Origin of the sequence: Bacillus sp. FSL R12-0074 (genome assembly GCF_038005725.1) — a bacterium.
GTDB lineage: Bacteria > Bacillota > Bacilli > Bacillales > Bacillaceae_G > Bacillus_A > Bacillus_A mycoides.
Map to the genome: position 1 here is coordinate 3,416,727 of NZ_JBBOTR010000001.1, position 21,237 is coordinate 3,437,963.

The following is a 21,237-nucleotide window of genomic DNA, read 5'->3' on the forward strand; positions in this document are numbered from 1 at the left end:
GATTTAAATCAATAAAAAAGACCCTTCCGCTTATGCGAAAAGGTCTGCGATCTTATTTGTTATTTTGAGTAAAACTCCCTCTAAAGAGATTTCTCTCATTAAGATTTTTCTGGCTTCCTTTCATTCTGTCTCTTTGAGCTAACACTAGCATTTCGAAAGAAAGTAAATCTAAAAAGAATCGTAATACATCCTGTTATATTTCCACACTTTCTTTCCCTTTTGCAACATAACTCATATCTCCAACACACTCGACTGTGTATGTTCCATCTTGATATACAATCTTCGTCACACTAGCATTTTCCACTCCAAGTTTTGTTTTACTACTGTCTATCATTTCAATTAATGCAGTAATCAAAAGCCCATGAACGACAACTAAGACGTTGCCGCCTCCATTTTTAGCAGCTTCTTCACTAATTTTATCAATCTCTGTTTTTATACGAGTAGAAAATAATTCCCAATCTTCCGCCTGTTTCGTAGGATCTGCTGCTCTAATAAGATTAATCACTTCTTGAATAGAAAACTTCATGAGTTCTTCTGGTGATGCAACGCCCGCAGCTTTTCCAACCACATCCCACATATTTTCAAGTTTTTCACCTTCAAAAATACCAAAATTTAATTCTCGTAAATTTTTCCTTTGCTCAAGTTTTAAGGTGGATTGCTCACTATATTTTAATACTAAATTAGCAGTTTCAATCGCTCGGCCGCTATCACTACTATACGCATTCGCAAAATGAACATCTTTTAATCCTGTTCCTAAATTAGAGGCAACTTCCACACCTTTTTCTACTAACGGAGAATCTGCCCAACCTTGTGCGCGCTGGTTCGTATTTAATATTGTTTTTCCATGTCTTGTAACATATAACGTAACTACATTCTCATTGCTATCTGTTTCTCGCTTCTTCATTCTATTCTCTCCCTTTACATTTCTATATCAATTTTACCATCTCAATTATTCATTGAGCAAAATATACGTAAGTAGATCTGCTTAATAAAAAAAGCTATCTTTCTGTATATCCCTACAAAAAGATAGCATCTTTTATGATTACATTTCTTAACCGATACTCCTACTCAGTAAAAGCACTCGAATATTGTACAATTCCTTCTACACCTTCAAGAGCATTTTCTGTTAATTCCATTACCATAAACACTTCTTCAGGCACTTCAAATGGTGCTTTTATATTCCACTCACTTGCTTTTTTAAATCCAAATTTCGGATAGTACTCTGGATGCCCTAATACTACAACTGACCCGTATCCTAATTCTTTCGCTTTTTCTAAAGCAGCCGTGATAAGCTTTCCACCAATTCCTTTCTTCTGATGGCTTGGTGCTACTGAAACTGGTGCAAGTGCTAATGAATCTACAGTAGCCCCATCTTGTTCTATCGTAATTTTTGATAACATAATATGCCCGACTATTTCCTCATCTACTGCAACGATTGATAATTCAGGAATAAACGCGTCACATTCTCTAATACGTTTTACAAGTTCATGTTCCTTTTTATCACTAAATTCTTCATTTAAAAATGCTTGTTTTACAACTTCTTCTGTCTTACTATAATCATTTTTTTGTTCTTGTCTAATCGTTACCATTCTATATTATCCTCTATTCTTTCTTATTTCTTTTTCAATTTTACGAAGCGCTTTTTTCGATCCGCGCTCAATATCGTGTTGCATTTTTCTTTCTTTATAATCAACAAATAGTGTATTTAAATCATATCCTTCTGGGTATAATTCTTTCGCCGCTACCTCTAAAGTAATACGTTTCACATTCACTTCAACGAATTCACCGTTATAATATACAACGACATTATAGAAATTATCTTTTTCCTTATATACAATCCCGAAATCGTTATGATCTAACAAATTCACACGGTCGCCGATTTTATATTCATAGTCATTTTCTCTTTTTTCTTGCGCCATTTTCGGTTTTCTAATCTTACTTTCATTCACTTTTTCTATAGCGTATTCTTTATTTCCCATATACTCTTTCGCTCTTTGCAGTACATGTTCTCTCACATTCATTTTATTCGCAATCCAAAGTGCATTACTTTCACCTGATTTACCGATCACTAATTTATAAAGTGGCTCTAGTGTTTCACTATTAAATTGCATTGCTGCGTTCATAAAATCATCGTGCATTTCTGAAAAGCGTTTAATTTCACCGTAATGCGTACTCGCAATTGTAATACATCCCGCAAGGTAAAATTCTTCTAAAATAGATATCGCAAGCGCCGCACCTTCATTCGGTTCTGTACCGCTTCCTATTTCGTCAAATAACAGTAACGTATTATTATTTGACATCCTCATGATTTCAGAAAGATTTTTCATATGAGATGAAAATGTACTTAGTGCATTTTCGATACTTTGGTTATCACCAATGTCTACAAATATATTTTCGAAAATAGCAATTTCCGTTTCTTTATCTCCAGCGATGTGAAGGCCTGACATTGTCGCTAATGTTAACAATCCAATTGTTTTTAGCACAATTGTTTTCCCGCCTGCATTCGGCCCAGTAATAATTAAACTACGGTATTCTTGACCGATTTCAAAGTTTAATGGTACTACTTTTCCACTTAAAAGCGGATGCTTACAATTCATTAAATGAATGTAGCCATGATCATTTAATTTCGGCTCTATTCCATCAATTGATTTACTAAACTTCGCTTTCGCAAATACCATATCATATTGGCTAATCAATTCCATATTAATTTTTATATGATAAGTATTTTCTAATACCATTCCTGATAAAGTCGCTAAAATTTGATATTCTTCCATCGCTTCTTCTGCTTTCAAACCCGCGAGTTCCGCATTTAGCTTTGTAACCGTATGCGGTTCTATAAATACAGTAGAACCTTTTGCAGAAGCTTCAACAATACTTCCAGCAACTTGATTTTTATAGGAAGATTTAATCGGAATCGTATAGCGATCATCCTTTTTACTAATAAAGAATTCCTGAATATATTTCTTATTTGCACTACTATTTAAAAACTTCGTTAAACGTTCTTTTATTTTTCCGTCTACAGAATCAATGTTATTTCGAATTCGTTTTAACTCTTTACTAGCCGCTGCATCAATGCTATTTCCTTTAATTGAAAAGTTAATTTCCTCTTCAATACTTTTAAATTCAGTCATCGAATTTGCATAGGAAGCTAATACTGGTGCAAAAAATTCTTTATCTAACATAAATTTTTTAATCTTTCTACATCCACGTAAAAAGTCTGAAACACTCACTAACTCTGCTGGATCTAAAATCATCCCTTTTTCTAATTTTTGAATTGTACTAGCGATATTAGAAATTCCGAAGAAAGGCACATGCCCTTCTGCATCTACTATAGCTCGTGCTTCTGTCGTTTCATTTAAGCGATTTCTCACTACTTTTATACTCGTACTCGGCTCTAATTTATTTAATAATTCCTTACCTAATCCACTTACACAATAAGATTTCACTATTTCCATTAATTCGTTATATTGTAACTTTTCAAAAGTCATCGTATTCATTTTGTTTCTCCTCACTATGATTGGTCTTTATCATCAATGAAGATACCTACTCATTAGATTCCAATGAGTTCTACATTATTCAATTATCATGTTTATACATTAAAAACATATACAAAAAAGCTGCGGGGATACCGCAGCTTTTACATTTACAAGGCATGTGTAATAACATATGAGAAAATAAGCCATAAAAACAGATGGCAATCCCCTTATTACACGCTTTATAAAGTATTGTAGGTATCTTCATAGGTTTCGAAATAAATGCATGACAAAATTAGGGGTATGATATACATAAAAATCCCCTGGTCTTATCCGATTTATTTCATTAAATTTTTCCTATTTAGTACCTACCGCACTCACAAAAAGCACCTCTCATTAATTTATATTTTATGTTCATTGAAATCTAATTTATTGAAATCATCATACTATATGTTTTGTAAGAAGTAAAGGTGTCATACTTTAATAACTATGCAGAATGTAAAAAAGAAGAGGCGAACTTATATTTCAGTCTGCCCCTTCCTTTTTATCACAAATTTACTGCTGAATATATATTGAAGCTGAGCCTCCATTTACATGGAACTGCCCCCATCCATCTTTATTAATTGTTACAGTATTTGTTTGATTACCCGTAATATCGTACCATACTTCCCCAGCGTTATTCTTTCCAACATCCATCCACTTTGATCCTCCTGGTCCGTCCGAGAGTAATGCCGCTAAACCAGAATTAGCATGTACACCATCGCCTTCTCTTGTCCAGCCAATCACATCTGGATGGTCTAAATAATCACGCTGCGTACCATATGCAAAGTTTTTTCGTGCCGTCAAAATTGGATCAATTTTATCTTTTAACGCTGGAATTTCATAACTACTATTTCCGCTTGTCCCATAGTAATCACCATAGAAAACTGAAGGATAGCCCTCTGCACGAGTTAAAATAAATGCATATGCCAGCGGCTTAAACCACGGACTTACTACAGATTCCAATGACTGCCCAGGCTGAGAATCATGATTCTCAACGAGAGTAACTGCGAGTGCAGGGTGATTTTTCATTACTGTTCCATTTAAAATATTTCTCATATCATAATTCCCATTTCCTGTTGAAGCATAATGAAAATTGTAATGAAGCGGTGCATCAAACACAGATTGATTATAATTGACTTTCGCTAAATAATTGTTTAAAGCCTGAACATCATTTTGCCAATATTCAGCTACTGTAAACATTTCTTTCCCCGTTTGCTGTCTGGCATGATTTACCCAATCGCGTAAATATTCATGATCAATATGTTTAACAGCGTCCAAACGAAAGCCATCTAAATTTAATTCATTCGCATACCATGTTCCCCAATTTTTCATCTCATTCGCAACATCAGGATGATCAAAATCAAGATCTGCATACATCAAATAATCATAATTTCCATTTTCGCTAGACACTTCCCAATCCCACGCTTTATCTACACCCCTAAATTTATAAATTCGATTTAATTTCCTTCCTTCATCCCAATCCGTTCCGTCAAAATGATACCATTTCCATTTGAAATTTGAATAAGCATCTCCGCGCCCTGGAAAATTAAACCCCGTCCATGCACTAATTTGATAATCACCTGATACTTCAATATTTCGATTGTTACGGTCTACCTCAACAGCTGTTACGGTTTCAGTATAATCAGCCCCACCTTTATGATTCATAACTACATCACCGTATACGTCGATGTTTTGCTTATGTAAAGCGTCAATTGCAGATTTCAACTGTGCTTTTGTCCCATATTTCGTCCGCACCGTTCCTTTTTGATTGAACTCCCCTAAATCATATAAATCATAGGCCCCATACCCTACATCATTTTGCGAAGTCCCTTTATATGCAGGTGGTATCCATACAGATGTGATTCCTTTATGAGCTAAACTTTCAGCATCGGAACGCAAACGATTCCAATGATTCCCATCATTCGGAGCGTACCACTCAAAATACTGCATTAATGTTCCATTGTTCACTGTTGCTGCTTTTGTCTTATTTCCCTCATATATATTAGGAAAAAGCAAAATAAACAATAAACAGACTACCGTAATCCTTTTCAACATATTTACACCATCCCCTTCAAGAAAACGTTTGCATAATTTGTTAAAGTTATTATAATATTCGTTCTACAGTTAGTAAAGTAACAATCTTTTAATCTCTCACATTATTTTTCAAAATATGAATTCAACTATTCCACAAGTACCCCCTATAGTTTAAAATTCACATCGGATTCAAAATTGTTTACAATTTATCTATAAAAGCATAACGGAGGGATTTCTATGACCGACTTTCAAAAACAATTTTTCGCAAGATTAAATATAGAAGAAAAACACAAAGTTTCATTTGAAGATTTACCTAACATTATGTACGCAATGGCACAAACTGCCCCTTTTGAAAACTTAAATATTCTCGAAAACAACTTTAAAGAAATATCAAAAGAAAATCTAAAAGAAAAAATTTTAATAAACAACCGTGGCGGCCTTTGTTATGAATTGAATCCGGCTATGTATTACTTCCTTAAAGACTCTAAATTCGATGTCCATCTCGTTTCAGGAACAGTTTATAACGCTGCAAATTCTATATGGGCTGTAGATTCAGGGCATATCGCAACTGTTTTACAACATCATAATGAACTTTACTTAATTGAAGTAGGTTTCGGATCATATTTACCCCTTTCCCCTGTTCCTTTCTCAGGTGAGATCGTTCATTCTGTAACAGGCGACTATCGTATTCGTAAAGAAACGACTGAAAAAGGTAATTATATTTTAGAAATGCGTAAAAGCAATGAGTTTCTAGATCAATCTTCTACTGATGATTGGACAGTAGGTTATGCATTTTACTTGGAAGAAGTGGATGAAACGAAAGCAAATGCAGCACAAAAAATTATTGTTGAACATGAAGGTTCACCATTTAACAAAGTACCTCTTGTTGTAAAACTTACTCATGACGGGCACGCATCATTAACAAAAGATAGCCTTACAGTAACGAAAAATAGAAATAAAACAAAAGAAACAATTACAAAAGGGCAATATACAAACCTCCTTCATTCAACGTTCGGCATTACATTATAACTTTTAAAGCCTCGCCATTTCCGGCAAGGCTTTTTATTTTCCAGCAGGGATTTTTTGCAATTTGTTGTATTTCATAGTTATATAGGAATATAACTACATATTTAGAAAGGAAATGATTATGACTGAACTTAAAGATCGACTACAAGTAGCTGATAAAGAAAAATGGGATTTAACGGATATTTATCATACAATTGAAGATTGGGAAAGCGATTTTCATAAAATTGAAGTATTAACGAATGAATTACACAAGTTTAATGGAAATATTCACGATGGCAATAGTTTATTAGCTTATTTAACAAAGAGTGAAGAAATATCTAGCATAATATCTTTAATGTTCGCTTATGCACGATTACAATCTGATCTTGATACACGCGATACTGACGCTCAATCCCTTGTCGATAAAGTATCACAATTACACGTGAAAGTAAGTGCGGCTAAATCTTTCTTTTCTCCATTCTTACTTAGCGTAGATGAAAACACATTACATTCTTACATAGAAAAAACCGAAGGCTTACACTATTATAAAGAAGACTTATTTGAGTTATACCGTTATAAAAAACACGTTTTGAATAAAGACCAAGAAGAGATTTTATCACAAATGGGTGAAGCACTCTCCTCCCCACAGCATACATTTGGCATGTTAAATAATGCAGATATAATTTTTGGTGAAGTGACTACTGATGATGGAGAAAAAGTAAACTTAACACGTGGAATGTATTCAAAGCTAATAGAAGATGAGAATCGTGAGAAACGTGAAGAAGCCTATAAAGCTTATTACAAGCCATATGTTCAGTTAAAAAACTCTATCGCTTCTACTTTGTCCGCAGCTATTAAAAACAATGTTACTGTCTCAAAGCTACGAAAATATCCATCAGCTTTAGAAAAATCATTATTTGGCGACATGGTTCCGAAAGAAGTATATGAAAATTTAATTGAGACAACGAAAAAAAACATTCAATCATTACATACGTATAATGAACTTAGAAAAGAAAAATTAAATGTAGATGAACTACGACAATACGACTTGAGTGTTGATTTAGTAAAAGGTGTAAAACAAGACATTCCATACGACGAAGCGTTTGATATAATGATCGCGTCACTAGCTCCTTTAGGTAAAGAATATATCGAAACATTAAAAAACTTTAAAGATAAACGCTATATAGACGTGAGAGAAACACCAGGAAAACGTTCTGGCGCTTATAACTTTGGTGTATACGGTGTTCATCCTTTCATTCTTTTAAATCATCATGATGATTTAAATAGCCTTTTCACCCTTACTCATGAATGCGGGCACGGTATGCATACGCATTACTCACACGGATACCAACCAAGAATTTCTGCACACTATTCCATTTTTGTTGCAGAAGTCGCTTCTACAGTAAATGAAGTGTTATTAATTCATTATTTATTAAAAGAAGCAAAAGAAACGAACGTACGTAATCATTTAATTAACTACTTTATCGATAGCTTTAAAGGTACTTTCTTTACACAAATCATGTTTGCAGAATTTGAAAAAATTACACATGAAATGGCCGAACAAGGTAAACCATTAAATGCCCAAGTCTTTAGCGAAGTTTATGAAAACTTGTTTAGAGAGTATAATGGCGACTCTCTCGTATTTGACGAAGAAGTAAAATACGGCTGGGCTAGAATACCGCATTTCTATCGTCCATTTTACGTGTACAAATATGCAACTGGATTCGCTTCTGCAATCCAAATTGCTGATAAGTTATTGAGCGGCGATCCAAATGCTCAGAAAAACTATATTGAATTCCTTAAAGGCGGAAGTTCTGACTATCCATTAAACTTACTGAAAAAAGCTGGTGTTGATTTAACTACGCCAGAACCGATTGAAAGTGCACTAAATCGTTTTAGCTCACTTGTTGAAGAGTTTTCAGCATTATAAAAAGCATGCAGAGTATATACTCTGCATGCTTTTTTCATTTCGGTTACTTTATGCTAAATGTTGCTGTGTTACACAGTGAATCATACCACCATACGCAAACAGTTCATTTACATAAACACCGACAATTCTTCTTCCTGGAAACTGCCCTTCAATGATTTGAAGTCCTAACTTATCATGTTCATCACCATATATAGGAACTAATACAACTTCATTTCCAATATAAAAGTTCAAATACGAGCCCTTACAGTCTGCTTCTTTTACCACTTTTCTTGTTACCGGTACTGGGATGAGCTGAAATGGATTTCCATCTATATTTCTCGCTTGTCTCAATTCTTGATAATGCTTTTCGTACGCCTCCAAAAGGTAGGATTCACTCTCCCCAAAAGGATCATATTCATAAAGAATTGTATTTTCATTTACAAAACGCGCTGCCCCATCAATATGGTAATCCGTATCTTCATCATAATTATCCTCTCCGCGAATACCAGTTATCCATATAAAATTCGTTACTCCCAAATACTTCGTTAACTCTATTTCAATCTCTTCCTGATTTAATGTAGGATTTCGATTTTCATTTATAATAGAAGTTTTTGCCGCCATTAAGGTGCCATTTCCATCTATCTCTATTCCTCCACCTTCTATACAGACACTAGATTTAACTTTTGGAATGCTATACATTCCACTTATTTTTTCCGGAATAACAGCATCATTTTCATACGGATATTTATCCCCCCAACCATTAAATACCCAGTGCGTTAAGCAGAGATTGCCTTCCTTATCTTTTACAAAGATCGGTCCATTATCTCTTATCCAAACATCATCCGTTTCTTCAATTAAAAAATCAATTTTATCCATATCTACATTCGCTTCAATTAACTTAGATTGGACATGTACTTTTTCTTCCTCATCAAATACAACAATATGCACATTCTCACCGTAATGAAGCTCCTTTGCCATCGTTACCCAAATATCATCTAGCTTAGATCTGTAACCTTCACCTCTATGAGCTTTATCATGAGGCCATTGGAGCCATGTCCCCTCATGTTTTTCCCACTCAGCTGGCATATAAAACAAACTATTTTCCTTATTTCTCATACATGTTCACCCCTTCTTCGAATGTAAGTTCAGTCTAAACTTTGACATCGTGTTAAGGTCAACAGGAATATATTAACTACTTCATAAACCGATTCTTTATTTTCCCTTGTGATACACTACTTCTCCTTGTAAAACCGTCACTAAAACTTTCGCATTCGGAATCTTATCGACACTCATTTTAGTAATATCTTCATTTAGCAATACCATATCGGCTGATTTACCTACTTCAATCGATCCAGTAATTTTATCAAGACCTAATGCTTTGGCTGGCTTAATTGTATAAGCATCAATAGCTGCATATATATCAGATAAGCCTTTCTCTTCAATACTTAGCGCATTCGAAATTGTCACAAGTGGATTTAGTTCATTTACATCCCAATCACTACTAAGCGATACATTTGCTCCTGTTTTCCAAATGCGTCCTAACGGCATAATTCGTTTCATCTGTTGATCTGTAAAATACGTACTTGCCCAGCTTTGTTTAGGATCTTCCGCAAAATCATGGCCTACTTGGAAATCAGCGCTAATACCTAACTTAGCAAAACGATTTATATCACTATCTTCTACCATTTCAACATGCGTAAGCGTATAAGGCCGATTCGCCCCTTCTTTTTTCGCTGCTTCAATTGCATTTAAACTCTCTCTTACCCCGCCATCTCCAATCGTATGAATGAGTGCACCGTAACCAAGTTTATTAAGTTCCGTTAACCACCATTTCATTTTTTCTTCTGGAATATAGTTCAAACCGTACGGTGTTCCTTTAAACCACTCAAATTTATATTTTTCTAGTATTTTAGCTGTGCTGTTAATGCTAATTCCATCACTATACATTTTCACTTGATTAATAAGCATTCGAGATGATACATCATTACGCTTAATTTTTTTGAAATACTCCATTTGTTCTGCTTCATTTAAGTTCGGATATACCCACGGACGAAGTACTACTCGCGACGTTAACTTTTTCTCATCATTAACTTTATTCCAAACATCTAACCAGCCTCGTTTCCAATAAAGACGTCCATCGCCGACTGTAGTAATACCATTCTTCGCAACCTCATCTAAACCGTCTAACAAACCTTCATAATTTTTTTCAAAGAGATTGGGCTGGGAATTCCATGATTTTTCCATCACGATATCCCCTGCTGTATCATACAGAAGCCCGAAAGGTTCTCCTGTTTCTGGATCCCGGATGATTCTTCCGCCTTGCGGATCTTTCGTCTCTTTATTTATTCCCGCTACTTCCAATGCTTTTGAGTTAACCCATACAGAATGAGAAGTTCTTTCCATAATTAATACAGGGTTATTAGGAAATAACTCATCAAGAACTTGTAATGGCGTTTGTTGTTCTGATTTTTCGTCCATATCTTTTAACAGCTCTTCCAAACTAAATCCTGTTCCGCTTATCCATTCACCATCTTTCACATCTTTTTTACAAGCCTTTAAATACGAGCGTTGTTCTTGCAGCGCAGCATCCGGTGAAACACTACAATTCCCTGCTGCTGGTGATTTCGCCTCAAATATATGATTGTGATTGTCCACAAAACCAGGAAGAATAAAACGCCCTTGTAAATCCACCACTTTCGTATCTTCATTTATAAATCCTTCTACATCTTTGTTTGAACCAACAAATGTAATTTTCCCTTCTTTAACGGCTACAGCCTCTACAATGTCTTGCTTGTCATTTGAAGTATAGATTGTACCATTTTTAAACACTACATTTTTTGGCAACTGATTTGGTAGAACGAAGCTACCATTCTCACCTTCTCCTACTCCAGGAGTACACGCTGAAACCCATGTCATACTTAGAATCAGACAAATAATCATGATTGTTCTTTTCATATTCTTTCTCCTTTTTATTATGATGAATTACTTACATAAATAGAATAAGGATTGACATAATGTTAATGTCAATCCTTATTCTCATTCTATTTTCGTAACTAAAAAACAAATTTGTGTGACATACTCTTCGACTAAACAATCACATTCAGGTCCCTTTATGTAGACCTCATATGGTGAACCATCTATTACATAACCATTTCTTTCAATCCATTTTTCTAACGCAATATAAGCGTAGCCTATATAGTCATAACTTCCATAATGCATAGTAGTAACGATTTGATGTGGATTTAATTTTTTTATTTCATATTCTTGTACTACATCTTTATTGTTCCCATGCATGACCGGAATCCTTAATTCAACATCACTTTCATTTGGAATATACTCTTCATCATAAAAGACCGTAGAGGGCGAACCAACCATTTGTAAGTTATGCTTTTGTACTTTTTCATATAAGTCATAAAAATAATCATCCATATCATCTATATTTATTTGCAGTCTTTGAGCAATTACTGTTATTTCATTTCTCATTCCAATAAATATATCGTAATTTCTATGACAAGCAGTATTTAAAGCATGATTCATATTTACCATTTCATTCATTTCTGAAATGACCTGTAAATTTTGTTTCACCTCATGAGACAACTCTATAATTTGTGATTGCATATGTTTAATAAATGAATCTTGATCTGATGATTGAAGAATTATTTTAATTTTCGGTAAAGGGAACTTGTACTCCCTTAGCTTTTTAATTTTCAACGCTATTTCAAGCTGTCCTTGCTCATAATATCTATATCCATTTACCGGATTCACATATGCTGGTTTCAATATTTCCTCTTTATCATAATGCCTTAACATTCGTGTACTCATTTTACAAATCCGTGAAAATTCAGTAATTGTATACATATAAATACCCCTTGAATACATTTTCTTATATATAAGCTTATTTATTAAAACCAATCAAATATTTTTCTGATTGAAGAACCTTCATTCTGATCGTTCAGCCTTTTCATTTTTGAAGGTAACAAATGACTAGGACAATACCACGTTAAACAATTCATCGCGCCTCCCATTGTCGATATTTCTCCTACATGACTTTGAATAACTTGTTTCTCAGTATGCTGTTGAATATATCGTAAAACTTCCTCATCTTTAGCTAATCCAAACTTAGGAACGTAAAGTGTATCACATGTTTCTAATATATTCATATATAAACCTTTCGCTGACGCTATCTCTTCATCATATTGACCCTTCTCTGTATATGACGAAGGAACAACTATAAATTCAGCCTCTGGCATTTGCTCTTGAATAATCTCTTGAACCTTATATCTAAATTCATGATCCCCTAAAAAATCACTAATAAACATTTTATGTTCATCAATAAATTTAACCATCCCGTCTGCGTGTGCAAGTACATCTCCCTCTTCAGCAGGAATAATAATAACCCGACTCACATCTAAATCCCATTCCAGTTGCTCTATAATTTCTTCTTCCGTCCAATCATAATTATCATCAAATATGCGTTCCGTTAATATAACGGTATCTTTTTTATTCCAAATAAGATTTCCACCGTCTAATATCAATGGAGATGTCACATATTCAAAGTCGTTTTTTTTCAACCATTTATTAAATTGTTGATCTAAATATCGTCCTTGATCTTTCGGTAAGTAATTTGGTTGATATTTGAATTTAACTAGATGATTTGTTACAACTGGTGCAACATCTCTTAGCCAAATATCATCATACTCAAAAAAGTTTGTATGAAAGTCTTGCTCTTCAACAGATAAAGATATAAGTTGATCGGTAAATGCTTTATTTTCATTTAAGTATTCATTAAAATAAATAATGTCTTCATAAAATGGTCGATAATATTCATTCGATTCATCTGGTATTGCAGTAAAAATAATGCCACTATGTTTTTGTTCCATATTACTTACCTCGCTTTTTAATAATGATTGAATAACTGTTTTCAATAAGCCAACTATTCCCCAATTCATTTCTCTTTTCATTACAATTTTTGAAACGTGCACATTTCATGAATGGATTATAGCACGGAGAAATATTATATATTTATATAAAAAATATAAAGCCGTCGTTAAGCCATAAACTGACTCTTGACAAGATTTTTAAATTTTAATCGCCGTACACAATGACGGATTAGATAATTTTTTTATCAAGATTCAAATCCATTACTTCTAATAGAGCGTTTTGATTATATAAATTCACTAAATGTGTTTCTACCCCTATGCAAATCCCTTCTAGCGGAAGATCGTTTGGATCCTGACCAAATGGATCCTCAATTTCAACCCCTATTGCTTCAATCCCTATAAATGCAAAACTTATGAACGTAGTTGCAAGTACTGTAAACCATCCAAGACTATCAACAAGACCAATCGATAAAGTCCCGCAAAATATGAGCAGTAAAATTTTAATATGAGCAAAATATGCAAAAGGAATAGGCGTTGTTTTGATCCGATCACATCCACCCACAGCCGTAAGCAGAGTATTCAAATCAGCTTCCATATTAATTATTGCATTTGGGTGAATTTGACCCGTTTTCAAACCTTTTGATAGTATAGTTTTTAACATAAAAACTATACTAATCGGTAAATGAATAGACTCAGCCAACATTTCTTTTTCCTTCTCAGAACAAATATCAAACAATGCTTTTATTTCGGATAAATCTTTTTCGTCTCTCAAATGTCCTTTCGCTATCTTTGGAAAAGCAATTAACAAATGTAAAAATTTTAATTTTTCCTGATCCGTCTTTTTCCCTTCAGACTCCCAATAACATAAAAAACTAACTGCCAAATTTCTAGTACAAGCACCAACCGTTCCAAATAACTTTCTACCTTCCCAATACCTATCATAGGCAGTGTTAGTACGAAAAACTAACAGTAGACCTAAAGCTCCTCCAACAATTACCCAAGGAGTTTGATTAATTTTTATTTCTACATAATAATAATTAATCACAGTTACTATCGTTGAAATACATATATATAATAAAATTTGCGGGAAAATATCTCTTATAACTGTTCCCTTTAATGTAAATATTTGATGTAAACTATTTTGATTATTGTAATGAACCATATTTACAAAAACCTCTTTCCTTATTAACCTTTTATTCTTTTAAATTATGAAAGTATACAATTAAATAGTAGAATCATAAACCCTATTATTATAAAACTGGTTAAGATTATTTCTTTCAATACTGTTACTCCTTTTTACCAAAAGATAAAACATCTTTTTTGATTTAAACAACAAACGTTCACTCTTCTAAATCACGACGCATTATTTTAGAATTTGCAATGAATAAAGCACTAATTAATACAAGAATCGCGCAAGCATATATCAATGAATCCATTGGACTATCATGGTCTATAATAATTAGACGAACAATAGCCGTAATACCTATATATATAAAATAACGTAATGGAAAATGAAAGTTCATTTGAAAATACTTTATAATCATTACGATGAATTCAAAATATAAAAAGAATACGACAATGCTATCAATTAAATGATAACTAGATTCCTCACTATTTAATTTAAGTTCTTGTATAAATTGAATGACTTCTTTCATAAGAAACACACTTAAAACAATTCCCAAACAGATCAAAGCTACATTTATAATGTACTGTAGAACGATAGGGAAAAACGAAAATACTCTTTTTAAATTCTTTAACACAAACATTTTTATCCTTTTCCATATAAAACAATAATAACAATATACTTTTATTTAATTATCGTTACATTAAAATTATACATTCCTATCTTGTTACAGATGTTAAAACAAGACAAAATAAGTAAAGATAGCATTTCACCTATTTTGTCTATAAAGCAACATAACGAAACTATAATCGATTACTTCAATTGAATCGGTTGTTGCTGTGTCACACAATGGATCATTCCGCCATTTTTATAAAGCTCTCTCACATCAATTCCCACTACTTTACGATCCGGGTATAATTTCTGAATCGTATCGTTTGCGATTTTGTCATTTGGATCATTATAGTTAGGCACCAATATAACTGTATTACCAACATAATAATTGATATATGACCCCTTATAATCTAGAGTTTTTCCACCTTCTAAAGTAACTTTATCTTTACTAAGCGGTAAGTATTCGTACTTATATTTCTGTCCTGAAGCATTTTTTGCATCTAACAATTTATCCATATCTTTGTTTGACAAGCCCCATTCAGCCAAGTCATCTTCTGCCATCGTTACGATTGTAGATTTATCATGGAATTTAGCAAATCCATCAATATGAAAATCAGTAATATCTAAATTAGGCACTCCATCTAACCAAATAAAGTTTGTCACCCCAAGGTCACTTATATATTTTTCAATTTCAGCTTCTGATAAATCAGGATTTCTATTTTTATTCGTTACTGCGCTTCGAGTTAATAAAGCAGTCCCATTGCTGTCTAATTCAATTGCGCCACCTTCAAGGACAAATTTCCCCCAATCAATTCTTTCAATCCCTAATTGTTTACTAACATTCTCACGTATACGGGCATCATTTTTATATGGAGTTTTCTTTCCCCAACCATTAAATGCTGGATCTAATATTTTCAGATTTTTATTATTGTCATAAACAAAAATCGGTCCACTATCTCTTGCCCACACATCATCAGTAGGAGCGATAAAGAAATCAACTTTATCCATATTCAGCCCTTTATCTATTAAAAGCTTATTGATTCGCTCTTTCTCTTCCTCATTATATGCAACAATGTGGACTTTTTCACCCTCAGTTAAAGCACTTGCCATCTTAATCCAAATAGGTTCAACTTCTTGTTTATACTCTTGACCATATGTGTATTCATGAGGCCATTGTAGCCATGTACCTTCATGTTTATCTTTTTCATCCGGCATCGTATATTTTCCAGCGTTTTTCTGTACCTCTACTTTTTTATCCTCTTTCTCTTTCCCTTTGGCATTTTCATTATTCCCTTCAAAAGAACATCCACTAATAATCGTTGTAGATAATGTAGCTATTAAACAAAACTTTACTATTTTTTTCATTTTTCAACCTCCTGTTCATGTCTACAATACTGTAAGGCTTAACATAGTGTGAAGCTCAAGCTTTTTCATCAATGTAAAAATTACCAATTATTCTTCCGCATGATAATCACATAATTTCAATACAAATAGATGACATTCACAAAATACACTTCCTATATTTAACATCCATATCATTTAACTTCCTTCATAAATTTATTCTAATACTAATCCCCTCTCATACATGCTTGTTCACTAAATAAAAAAATCGGTATTGATAATTTTATATCAATACCGATTTTTAAATAATTATTTTCCTTCTATTAAATCATTCGCTAATTTCCTAAACTCTTGATTAAATGTATCATTCATACCATTTTGTACGTTAGAGAATAATATTACAAACGTTCTTTTATCCCAGTTAAAATTATTAAAAGTGTTCCAGCCAGCTAATACACCGTGGTTATGATAATAATCTGGGTAAATATAGAAGCTAAATCCATATTTTCTCGCAGGTGATACTGTAAACATATCTGATAAGCTTTGTTTAGAAATCAGCTTTCCATCCATAATAGCCTCATCTAATCTTTTCATATCTTCAACGGTCGTATACATTTCACCACAACCATACAGCCAGTTCATTTTTAAGCGGGGTGTAGCTATTAACTCATTATCTTTTTTCGTGTAACCTTCTGCTAAGAAAATATCTTCAGGGAGAGTTGCACCCATACCAGATTCATTCATTTCAACAGGAGTAAAAATGTTTTCTTTCACATATTCAGCAAGCGGTTTATTCGATATCTTTTCTACAATATACGCAAGTACCATATAATTATAATCTGTATATTTCCATCCTGTCCCTGCAGGAAATTGCAACTTTTGCGCTCCAATCCACGTTACTAACTTTAAACGTGATGCCGCATCAACACTACCTTGTCCCTGATCTGGTAACCCGGACGTATGTGTTAACAAATTTCGTAACGTAATGTTTTTATCTGCTGGAAACGATGGAATATACTTATTTACATTGTCTTCAATATTCAATTTCCCTTTTTCTCTTAGCTGTAATATAGATATTGCAACTACCGTTTTCGTTATGGAACCGATGCGATATTTTGTTCTTGGCGTTGTTAAAACTTTATCTTTTATATTCGCATACCCGTAGCCTTTTCGTAAAACCACATTATTTTTATCCGTTACGAGAACCGTTCCGTTAAATCCTTTATCTTTTAAATATTGATCGAGTTTCGTTGCTGCAATATCATAACGTTTTTGCTGATTCGCATCAACTTTCGGTTGAACATTTCCAACTTTATCCTCAAAATTTGAAAATGCCTTCAAACTGTATTTCTTTTCTTTATTTGCATGTATGAGTGCAGCGACACTCCCACAAAAAATAGCAAAAACAAAGAAAGCGATTAACCATTTCTTAAACATATGGGAACCCTCTTTTATCTAGTTTCACTTTATACTTTTCCATTCTATTCTATATCTTTTAGTTTTTAAATATCTTATAATCTATCTACTCTATTATTCCTCATAGTAAACTAGATTCCTTTTTCTAACGTTCAAATTTTAACTACTCTCTATTGTAGTTCTTTTTTACAAAATTTCCACCTTACAATCGGATACATCCAACCTTAATTTAAATTTTTTATGTAACATTCGTTACACATTAACAAGAATGGAGGCGTTAATTTGAAAAAGACCGATAAGCGCAATCGTTTAGATGATATGATGTTTCATTATCGAGTAACAAAAAACAATATAGTTTTAATTGAATATCGCGGAAAACAGATTATGATTTTAAAAGGAAATGATGCTGAAAAATTTTTAAACAAAATAAATCGGACAAGTAACGAAAAAGAAAAACAGCTTATTATGGCTAAAATTACAGGTAATTTCAAAAGAGGAAATGAGCGTTAATGAAAACGAATCTCATTTCTAAATTGATTATACAGCATATAAAAAAAGAAATGTCACTCTCACGACATTTCTTTAGATTTTCTTCATAAAAGATTTACATTTTTAATATTCGTTTACTTTTACATAAACTCACTGCTGAAACGCTTAGTAATGCAGCTATCCCCATCCATGCATATGTGTAGCCTTTTCCATCTACTATATAACCAAACAAAGCAGGTGCAAAGATAATAGCAATTTGATTAAGTGTAAGCGCAAAACTCACTGTTAGACCAACCAATTCCTCACTTGCAGACTCAGCAACTTCAACCATAAAAAGACTAAACCAACCGATCGCAAAGAACCCTAGCATTCCGCTCATCACAAACAATGCCTCAAGTGTCATTGTGTTTATACTCATTACAACAACTAAAATTAAGCAAAAAGATATACATACAGTTATTAATAAAGGTGTACGACGATCACCTTTGTAATATGTATCACTTATTGTAGCTAATATAATTCGACCTATCATTCCTGCAACTAGCATAACTGAAAATACTTTCCCTGCTACAATAGGTGTTATCGATTTTTCAATGACTAAAAATTTTATAAAATGTCCGACTAATATCATTTGTAAAGAAATCATGTAAATACCTGTAATAAAAATTGGATACAGCTCTTTTTTACATATTACCTTTTTTAACTGCATCCAAAAAGAAATACTTACATTTTCTTGGCTCGTGTGTTCTCGTACGTACGATTCCTTATAAAATATGAAAAACAATAACCCGCCTATTATACATATAGTTGCAATTACATTTATCGTATAAGCTAAACTAAATTTAATTGTAAGCAAAGGGATTATTACTCCTGCTAACGCCCCACCAATAGGTATACCAGCTTGCCGTATTCCCATAGCTAATCCGCGAATCTCTTTCGGAAACCATTTCAAGATTACTTTACTTCCCCCTGGCTGGGATACACTATAAAAGGTCCCTATTAAAAGAAGAACAAATAATAACCCAATAAATCCCCTTGCCGTATGAGCAAGTAACAGCGCCCCACCAAGTAATACAGCACTCGCTCCAATTAATATTCTTTCGTTATATCGATCAAGTAACCTTCCGGCAAAAAGCATACAAAACAGCGGACCAATATTTACAGCACTTATTAACAACCCAACCTGCATATTCGAAAGTGCATATTTCTCTTTCCAAAATAACGCAAGTACCCCTACTCCATATGTTATAAGTGTTGCACTTGCCTGTGCTACCGTTGCCAAAGTTAACATGATCCATTTATTAGAACTACTGTACTTTTCAATTTTTTCTTCACTTATCAACGTTATCTCCCCCATATCCCTTTCATTGTATGAAGGTTCTGATATCATGTAAAATAAGTGTTAATAATAGAATCCATCAAAAAAATTGATACCTTTTTCGGGGTGATAATAAATGGACATAAAAGATTTAACGGTTTTTTACGAAGTTGCGACAGTAGGAAATATATCTCATGCTGCTAAAAACTTAAATTATGTACAATCAGGTGTAACGATGCGTATAAAACAACTAGAAATTGAGTTAGGTGTGCCTTTATTTTATCGAAAAGGAAAAGGCGTTACTTTAACTTCTAACGGAGAAATTTTATTAACATATGCAAAACAAATCATCCATCTAATCGATCAATCCATTCAAGCTGTCCAAAGTAACGGAACCGAGCCAAAAGGCACGTTAAAAATCGGGTGTACAGAATCGACAACAGCCGTTCGTCTCCCGCCTATATTAACGACCTATTATGAAAAGTATCCAGAAGTTGAATTGATTCTAGAAACAAATACGACAGACCAATTAACTCAGCTCGTTTTAGAGCGAAAACTAGACGGGGCTCTTATCGCTGGAAATATTCAGCATACTGAACTTCATACACTTTCATTTCGAGAAGAAGAACTCGTTCTCATTAGCAAGACTCCTCTATCTTCCTTTAAAACAATAGAAGAACTGAATTTACTCGCTTTTAGTCAAGGTTGTTATTACAGAAAACTATTAGAAAACTGGCTTCAAGAAGAAGGGATTTCACCTAAAAGAATACTAGAGTTCGGAACAATTGAAGCAATACTTGCATGTGTAAAATCAGGTATGGGTACGGCTATTATGCTGAAATCTATTATTCCAGATTACGAACATGGTTTATCTTTAAATACATTACCAAATCACTTTAGAAAGGTTCCTACTACCTTTATTATTCGAAAAGATATTTTCCACTCAGCTGCCTTGCAAAAATTTATGGAGATGATCAACAATGCGTGAAAAAAAAATACGCGGAATGAACCGAAAAACAAAAACTCTTATAAAAAGAATTGAAGACTCTACTAAAGCATTTCCGTCTACTTTCTATAACGATGAATACTGGCATATGCCTTTACCAGGCTCTCAAGCTTTTATCAATTCTAGTACAACACCTAGGAAAGTAAAGCGATTGTGCATTCAAACCCTGTTAAATCAAGCGAATCAATTAATGACAATGAAACCGAACGATACAAATACATATCGAGTCGTTGTTATGATCAAAATAGCAAGCTTATGGAACTCACAAATCATCATATTTAAAAACGATGACTACTTTCAAAATTTTTTCAATAGAGATAACGAATTTCAAAAATGGATGCCTCTTTCCAATGAGTCCGACTTCAGGCATGAATGGAAAATATCAATTTCTAACAGTGTCCAAACATTGTATTTCCAAGAGATAATCAATGATGAAGATGGATTTTTCGAAGAAGAACTTTCGTTTATCGGAGAGTTATCATAATCAAATAATATCAACGATTTTTCGAATATATCCACTTTCAACTTACAATATTTTTATTTTGTAAGTTGAAAGTGGATTGTTATAAAGCACCGCTTGTGAAATACA

18 protein-coding genes are annotated in these 21,237 nt (G+C 33.3%); 5 read left to right on the forward strand and 13 right to left on the reverse strand.

Features of this window, described 5'->3' with window-relative positions; translation table 11 throughout:
• Positions 1 to 193 precede the first annotated feature (193 nt).
• From NSS97_RS17760 to amyS, 4 genes are all read right to left on the reverse strand, one after another.
• On the reverse strand, positions 194 to 904 hold the full coding sequence (locus NSS97_RS17760; protein ID WP_044440034.1) for a histidine phosphatase family protein: 711 nt from the start codon (positions 902 to 904) through the stop codon (positions 194 to 196).
• Between the two features lie 160 nt (positions 905 to 1,064).
• Entirely contained in the window at positions 1,065 to 1,589 is a 525-nt protein-coding gene (locus tag NSS97_RS17765) for a GNAT family N-acetyltransferase (RefSeq protein ID WP_044440032.1), read from the reverse strand.
• Positions 1,590 to 1,595: 6 nt separating this feature from the next.
• A complete protein-coding gene (locus tag NSS97_RS17770; protein ID WP_044440030.1) occupies positions 1,596 to 3,497 on the reverse strand; it encodes an endonuclease MutS2 in 1,902 nt (633 codons plus the stop codon).
• Between the two features lie 531 nt (positions 3,498 to 4,028).
• On the reverse strand, positions 4,029 to 5,570 hold the full coding sequence (gene amyS / locus NSS97_RS17775) for an alpha-amylase (protein ID WP_044440028.1): 1,542 nt from the start codon (positions 5,568 to 5,570) through the stop codon (positions 4,029 to 4,031).
• A 216-nt stretch (positions 5,571 to 5,786) separates the two neighbouring features.
• On the opposite strand from amyS, the gene NSS97_RS17780 reads away from it, so the two are divergent.
• Positions 5,787 to 6,578 (forward strand): arylamine N-acetyltransferase family protein, encoded by a 792-nt coding sequence (locus NSS97_RS17780; protein WP_341113660.1) that lies wholly within the window; start codon positions 5,787 to 5,789, stop codon positions 6,576 to 6,578.
• Between the two features lie 118 nt (positions 6,579 to 6,696).
• Positions 6,697 to 8,484 (forward strand): oligoendopeptidase F, encoded by a 1,788-nt coding sequence (pepF, locus tag NSS97_RS17785; protein ID WP_044440014.1) that lies wholly within the window; start codon positions 6,697 to 6,699, stop codon positions 8,482 to 8,484.
• A 48-nt stretch (positions 8,485 to 8,532) separates the two neighbouring features.
• Here the strand turns inward: pepF and NSS97_RS17790 are convergent, their stop codons facing one another.
• The 8 genes from NSS97_RS17790 to NSS97_RS17825 all read right to left on the reverse strand — a co-directional run bounded on the left by NSS97_RS17790 (position 8,533) and on the right by NSS97_RS17825 (position 17,856).
• Positions 8,533 to 9,579, reverse strand: a complete 1,047-nt coding sequence (locus NSS97_RS17790; RefSeq protein ID WP_044440012.1) for an agmatine deiminase family protein — start codon at positions 9,577 to 9,579, stop codon at positions 8,533 to 8,535.
• Positions 9,580 to 9,675: 96 nt separating this feature from the next.
• Positions 9,676 to 11,418: an amidohydrolase gene (locus NSS97_RS17795; protein ID WP_341113662.1), complete on the reverse strand. Its 1,743-nt coding sequence runs from the start codon at positions 11,416 to 11,418 to the stop codon at positions 9,676 to 9,678.
• 81 nt (positions 11,419 to 11,499) lie between these two features.
• On the reverse strand, positions 11,500 to 12,321 hold the full coding sequence (locus NSS97_RS17800; protein ID WP_044440008.1) for a MerR family transcriptional regulator: 822 nt from the start codon (positions 12,319 to 12,321) through the stop codon (positions 11,500 to 11,502).
• 44 nt (positions 12,322 to 12,365) lie between these two features.
• Positions 12,366 to 13,343, reverse strand: coding sequence for an agmatine deiminase family protein (locus tag NSS97_RS17805; protein ID WP_044440055.1), 978 nt, complete (start codon positions 13,341 to 13,343; stop codon positions 12,366 to 12,368).
• Between the two features lie 229 nt (positions 13,344 to 13,572).
• A complete protein-coding gene (locus NSS97_RS17810; RefSeq protein WP_002087673.1) occupies positions 13,573 to 14,505 on the reverse strand; it encodes a bestrophin family protein in 933 nt (310 codons plus the stop codon).
• Positions 14,506 to 14,683: 178 nt separating this feature from the next.
• A complete protein-coding gene (gene psiE / locus NSS97_RS17815) occupies positions 14,684 to 15,103 on the reverse strand; it encodes a phosphate-starvation-inducible protein PsiE (protein ID WP_002165314.1) in 420 nt (139 codons plus the stop codon).
• Between the two features lie 176 nt (positions 15,104 to 15,279).
• The gene (locus tag NSS97_RS17820) at positions 15,280 to 16,443 is read right to left on the reverse strand and encodes an agmatine deiminase family protein (RefSeq protein WP_044440005.1); all 1,164 of its coding nucleotides are present in this window, start codon (positions 16,441 to 16,443) and stop codon (positions 15,280 to 15,282) included.
• Between the two features lie 285 nt (positions 16,444 to 16,728).
• Positions 16,729 to 17,856 (reverse strand): serine hydrolase domain-containing protein, encoded by a 1,128-nt coding sequence (locus NSS97_RS17825; protein WP_016120598.1) that lies wholly within the window; start codon positions 17,854 to 17,856, stop codon positions 16,729 to 16,731.
• A 261-nt stretch (positions 17,857 to 18,117) separates the two neighbouring features.
• Here NSS97_RS17825 and NSS97_RS17830 point away from each other — a divergent pair, with 261 nt between their 5' ends.
• On the forward strand, positions 18,118 to 18,345 hold the full coding sequence (locus NSS97_RS17830) for a hypothetical protein (RefSeq protein ID WP_341113666.1): 228 nt from the start codon (positions 18,118 to 18,120) through the stop codon (positions 18,343 to 18,345).
• Positions 18,346 to 18,439: 94 nt separating this feature from the next.
• Here NSS97_RS17830 and NSS97_RS17835 read toward each other — a convergent pair whose 3' ends face one another.
• The gene (locus NSS97_RS17835; protein ID WP_044439999.1) at positions 18,440 to 19,666 is read right to left on the reverse strand and encodes an MFS transporter; all 1,227 of its coding nucleotides are present in this window, start codon (positions 19,664 to 19,666) and stop codon (positions 18,440 to 18,442) included.
• Between the two features lie 112 nt (positions 19,667 to 19,778).
• On the opposite strand from NSS97_RS17835, the gene NSS97_RS17840 reads away from it, so the two are divergent.
• Both NSS97_RS17840 and NSS97_RS17845 read left to right on the forward strand, forming a co-directional pair.
• Positions 19,779 to 20,630 carry a LysR family transcriptional regulator gene (locus NSS97_RS17840; protein WP_044439997.1) on the forward strand — a complete coding sequence of 284 codons (852 nt, stop codon included), beginning with the start codon at positions 19,779 to 19,781 and terminating at the stop codon, positions 20,628 to 20,630.
• Entirely contained in the window at positions 20,623 to 21,132 is a 510-nt protein-coding gene (locus NSS97_RS17845; protein ID WP_044439995.1) for a DUF3916 domain-containing protein, read from the forward strand. The genes NSS97_RS17840 and NSS97_RS17845 overlap by 8 nt, the downstream gene beginning before the upstream one ends.
• Positions 21,133 to 21,237 lie beyond the last annotated feature (105 nt).

Coding starts and splice junctions, on each gene's coding strand:
- NSS97_RS17770 (WP_044440030.1), bottom strand. CDS start 3,497: ATGAATACGATGACTTTTGAAAAGTTACAATATAACGAATTAATGGAA.
- pepF (WP_044440014.1), top strand. CDS start 6,697: ATGACTGAACTTAAAGATCGACTACAAGTAGCTGATAAAGAAAAATGG.
- NSS97_RS17820 (WP_044440005.1), bottom strand. CDS start 16,443: ATGAAAAAAATAGTAAAGTTTTGTTTAATAGCTACATTATCTACAACG.
- NSS97_RS17765 (WP_044440032.1), bottom strand. CDS start 1,589: ATGGTAACGATTAGACAAGAACAAAAAAATGATTATAGTAAGACAGAA.
- NSS97_RS17760 (WP_044440034.1), bottom strand. CDS start 904: ATGAAGAAGCGAGAAACAGATAGCAATGAGAATGTAGTTACGTTATAT.
- NSS97_RS17810 (WP_002087673.1), bottom strand. CDS start 14,505: ATGGTTCATTACAATAATCAAAATAGTTTACATCAAATATTTACATTA.
- NSS97_RS17825 (WP_016120598.1), bottom strand. CDS start 17,856: ATGTTTAAGAAATGGTTAATCGCTTTCTTTGTTTTTGCTATTTTTTGT.
- NSS97_RS17780 (WP_341113660.1), top strand. CDS start 5,787: ATGACCGACTTTCAAAAACAATTTTTCGCAAGATTAAATATAGAAGAA.
- NSS97_RS17845 (WP_044439995.1), top strand. CDS start 20,623: ATGCGTGAAAAAAAAATACGCGGAATGAACCGAAAAACAAAAACTCTT.
- NSS97_RS17840 (WP_044439997.1), top strand. CDS start 19,779: ATGGACATAAAAGATTTAACGGTTTTTTACGAAGTTGCGACAGTAGGA.
- NSS97_RS17790 (WP_044440012.1), bottom strand. CDS start 9,579: ATGAGAAATAAGGAAAATAGTTTGTTTTATATGCCAGCTGAGTGGGAA.
- amyS (WP_044440028.1), bottom strand. CDS start 5,570: ATGTTGAAAAGGATTACGGTAGTCTGTTTATTGTTTATTTTGCTTTTT.
- NSS97_RS17800 (WP_044440008.1), bottom strand. CDS start 12,321: ATGTATACAATTACTGAATTTTCACGGATTTGTAAAATGAGTACACGA.
- NSS97_RS17805 (WP_044440055.1), bottom strand. CDS start 13,343: ATGGAACAAAAACATAGTGGCATTATTTTTACTGCAATACCAGATGAA.
- NSS97_RS17795 (WP_341113662.1), bottom strand. CDS start 11,418: ATGAAAAGAACAATCATGATTATTTGTCTGATTCTAAGTATGACATGG.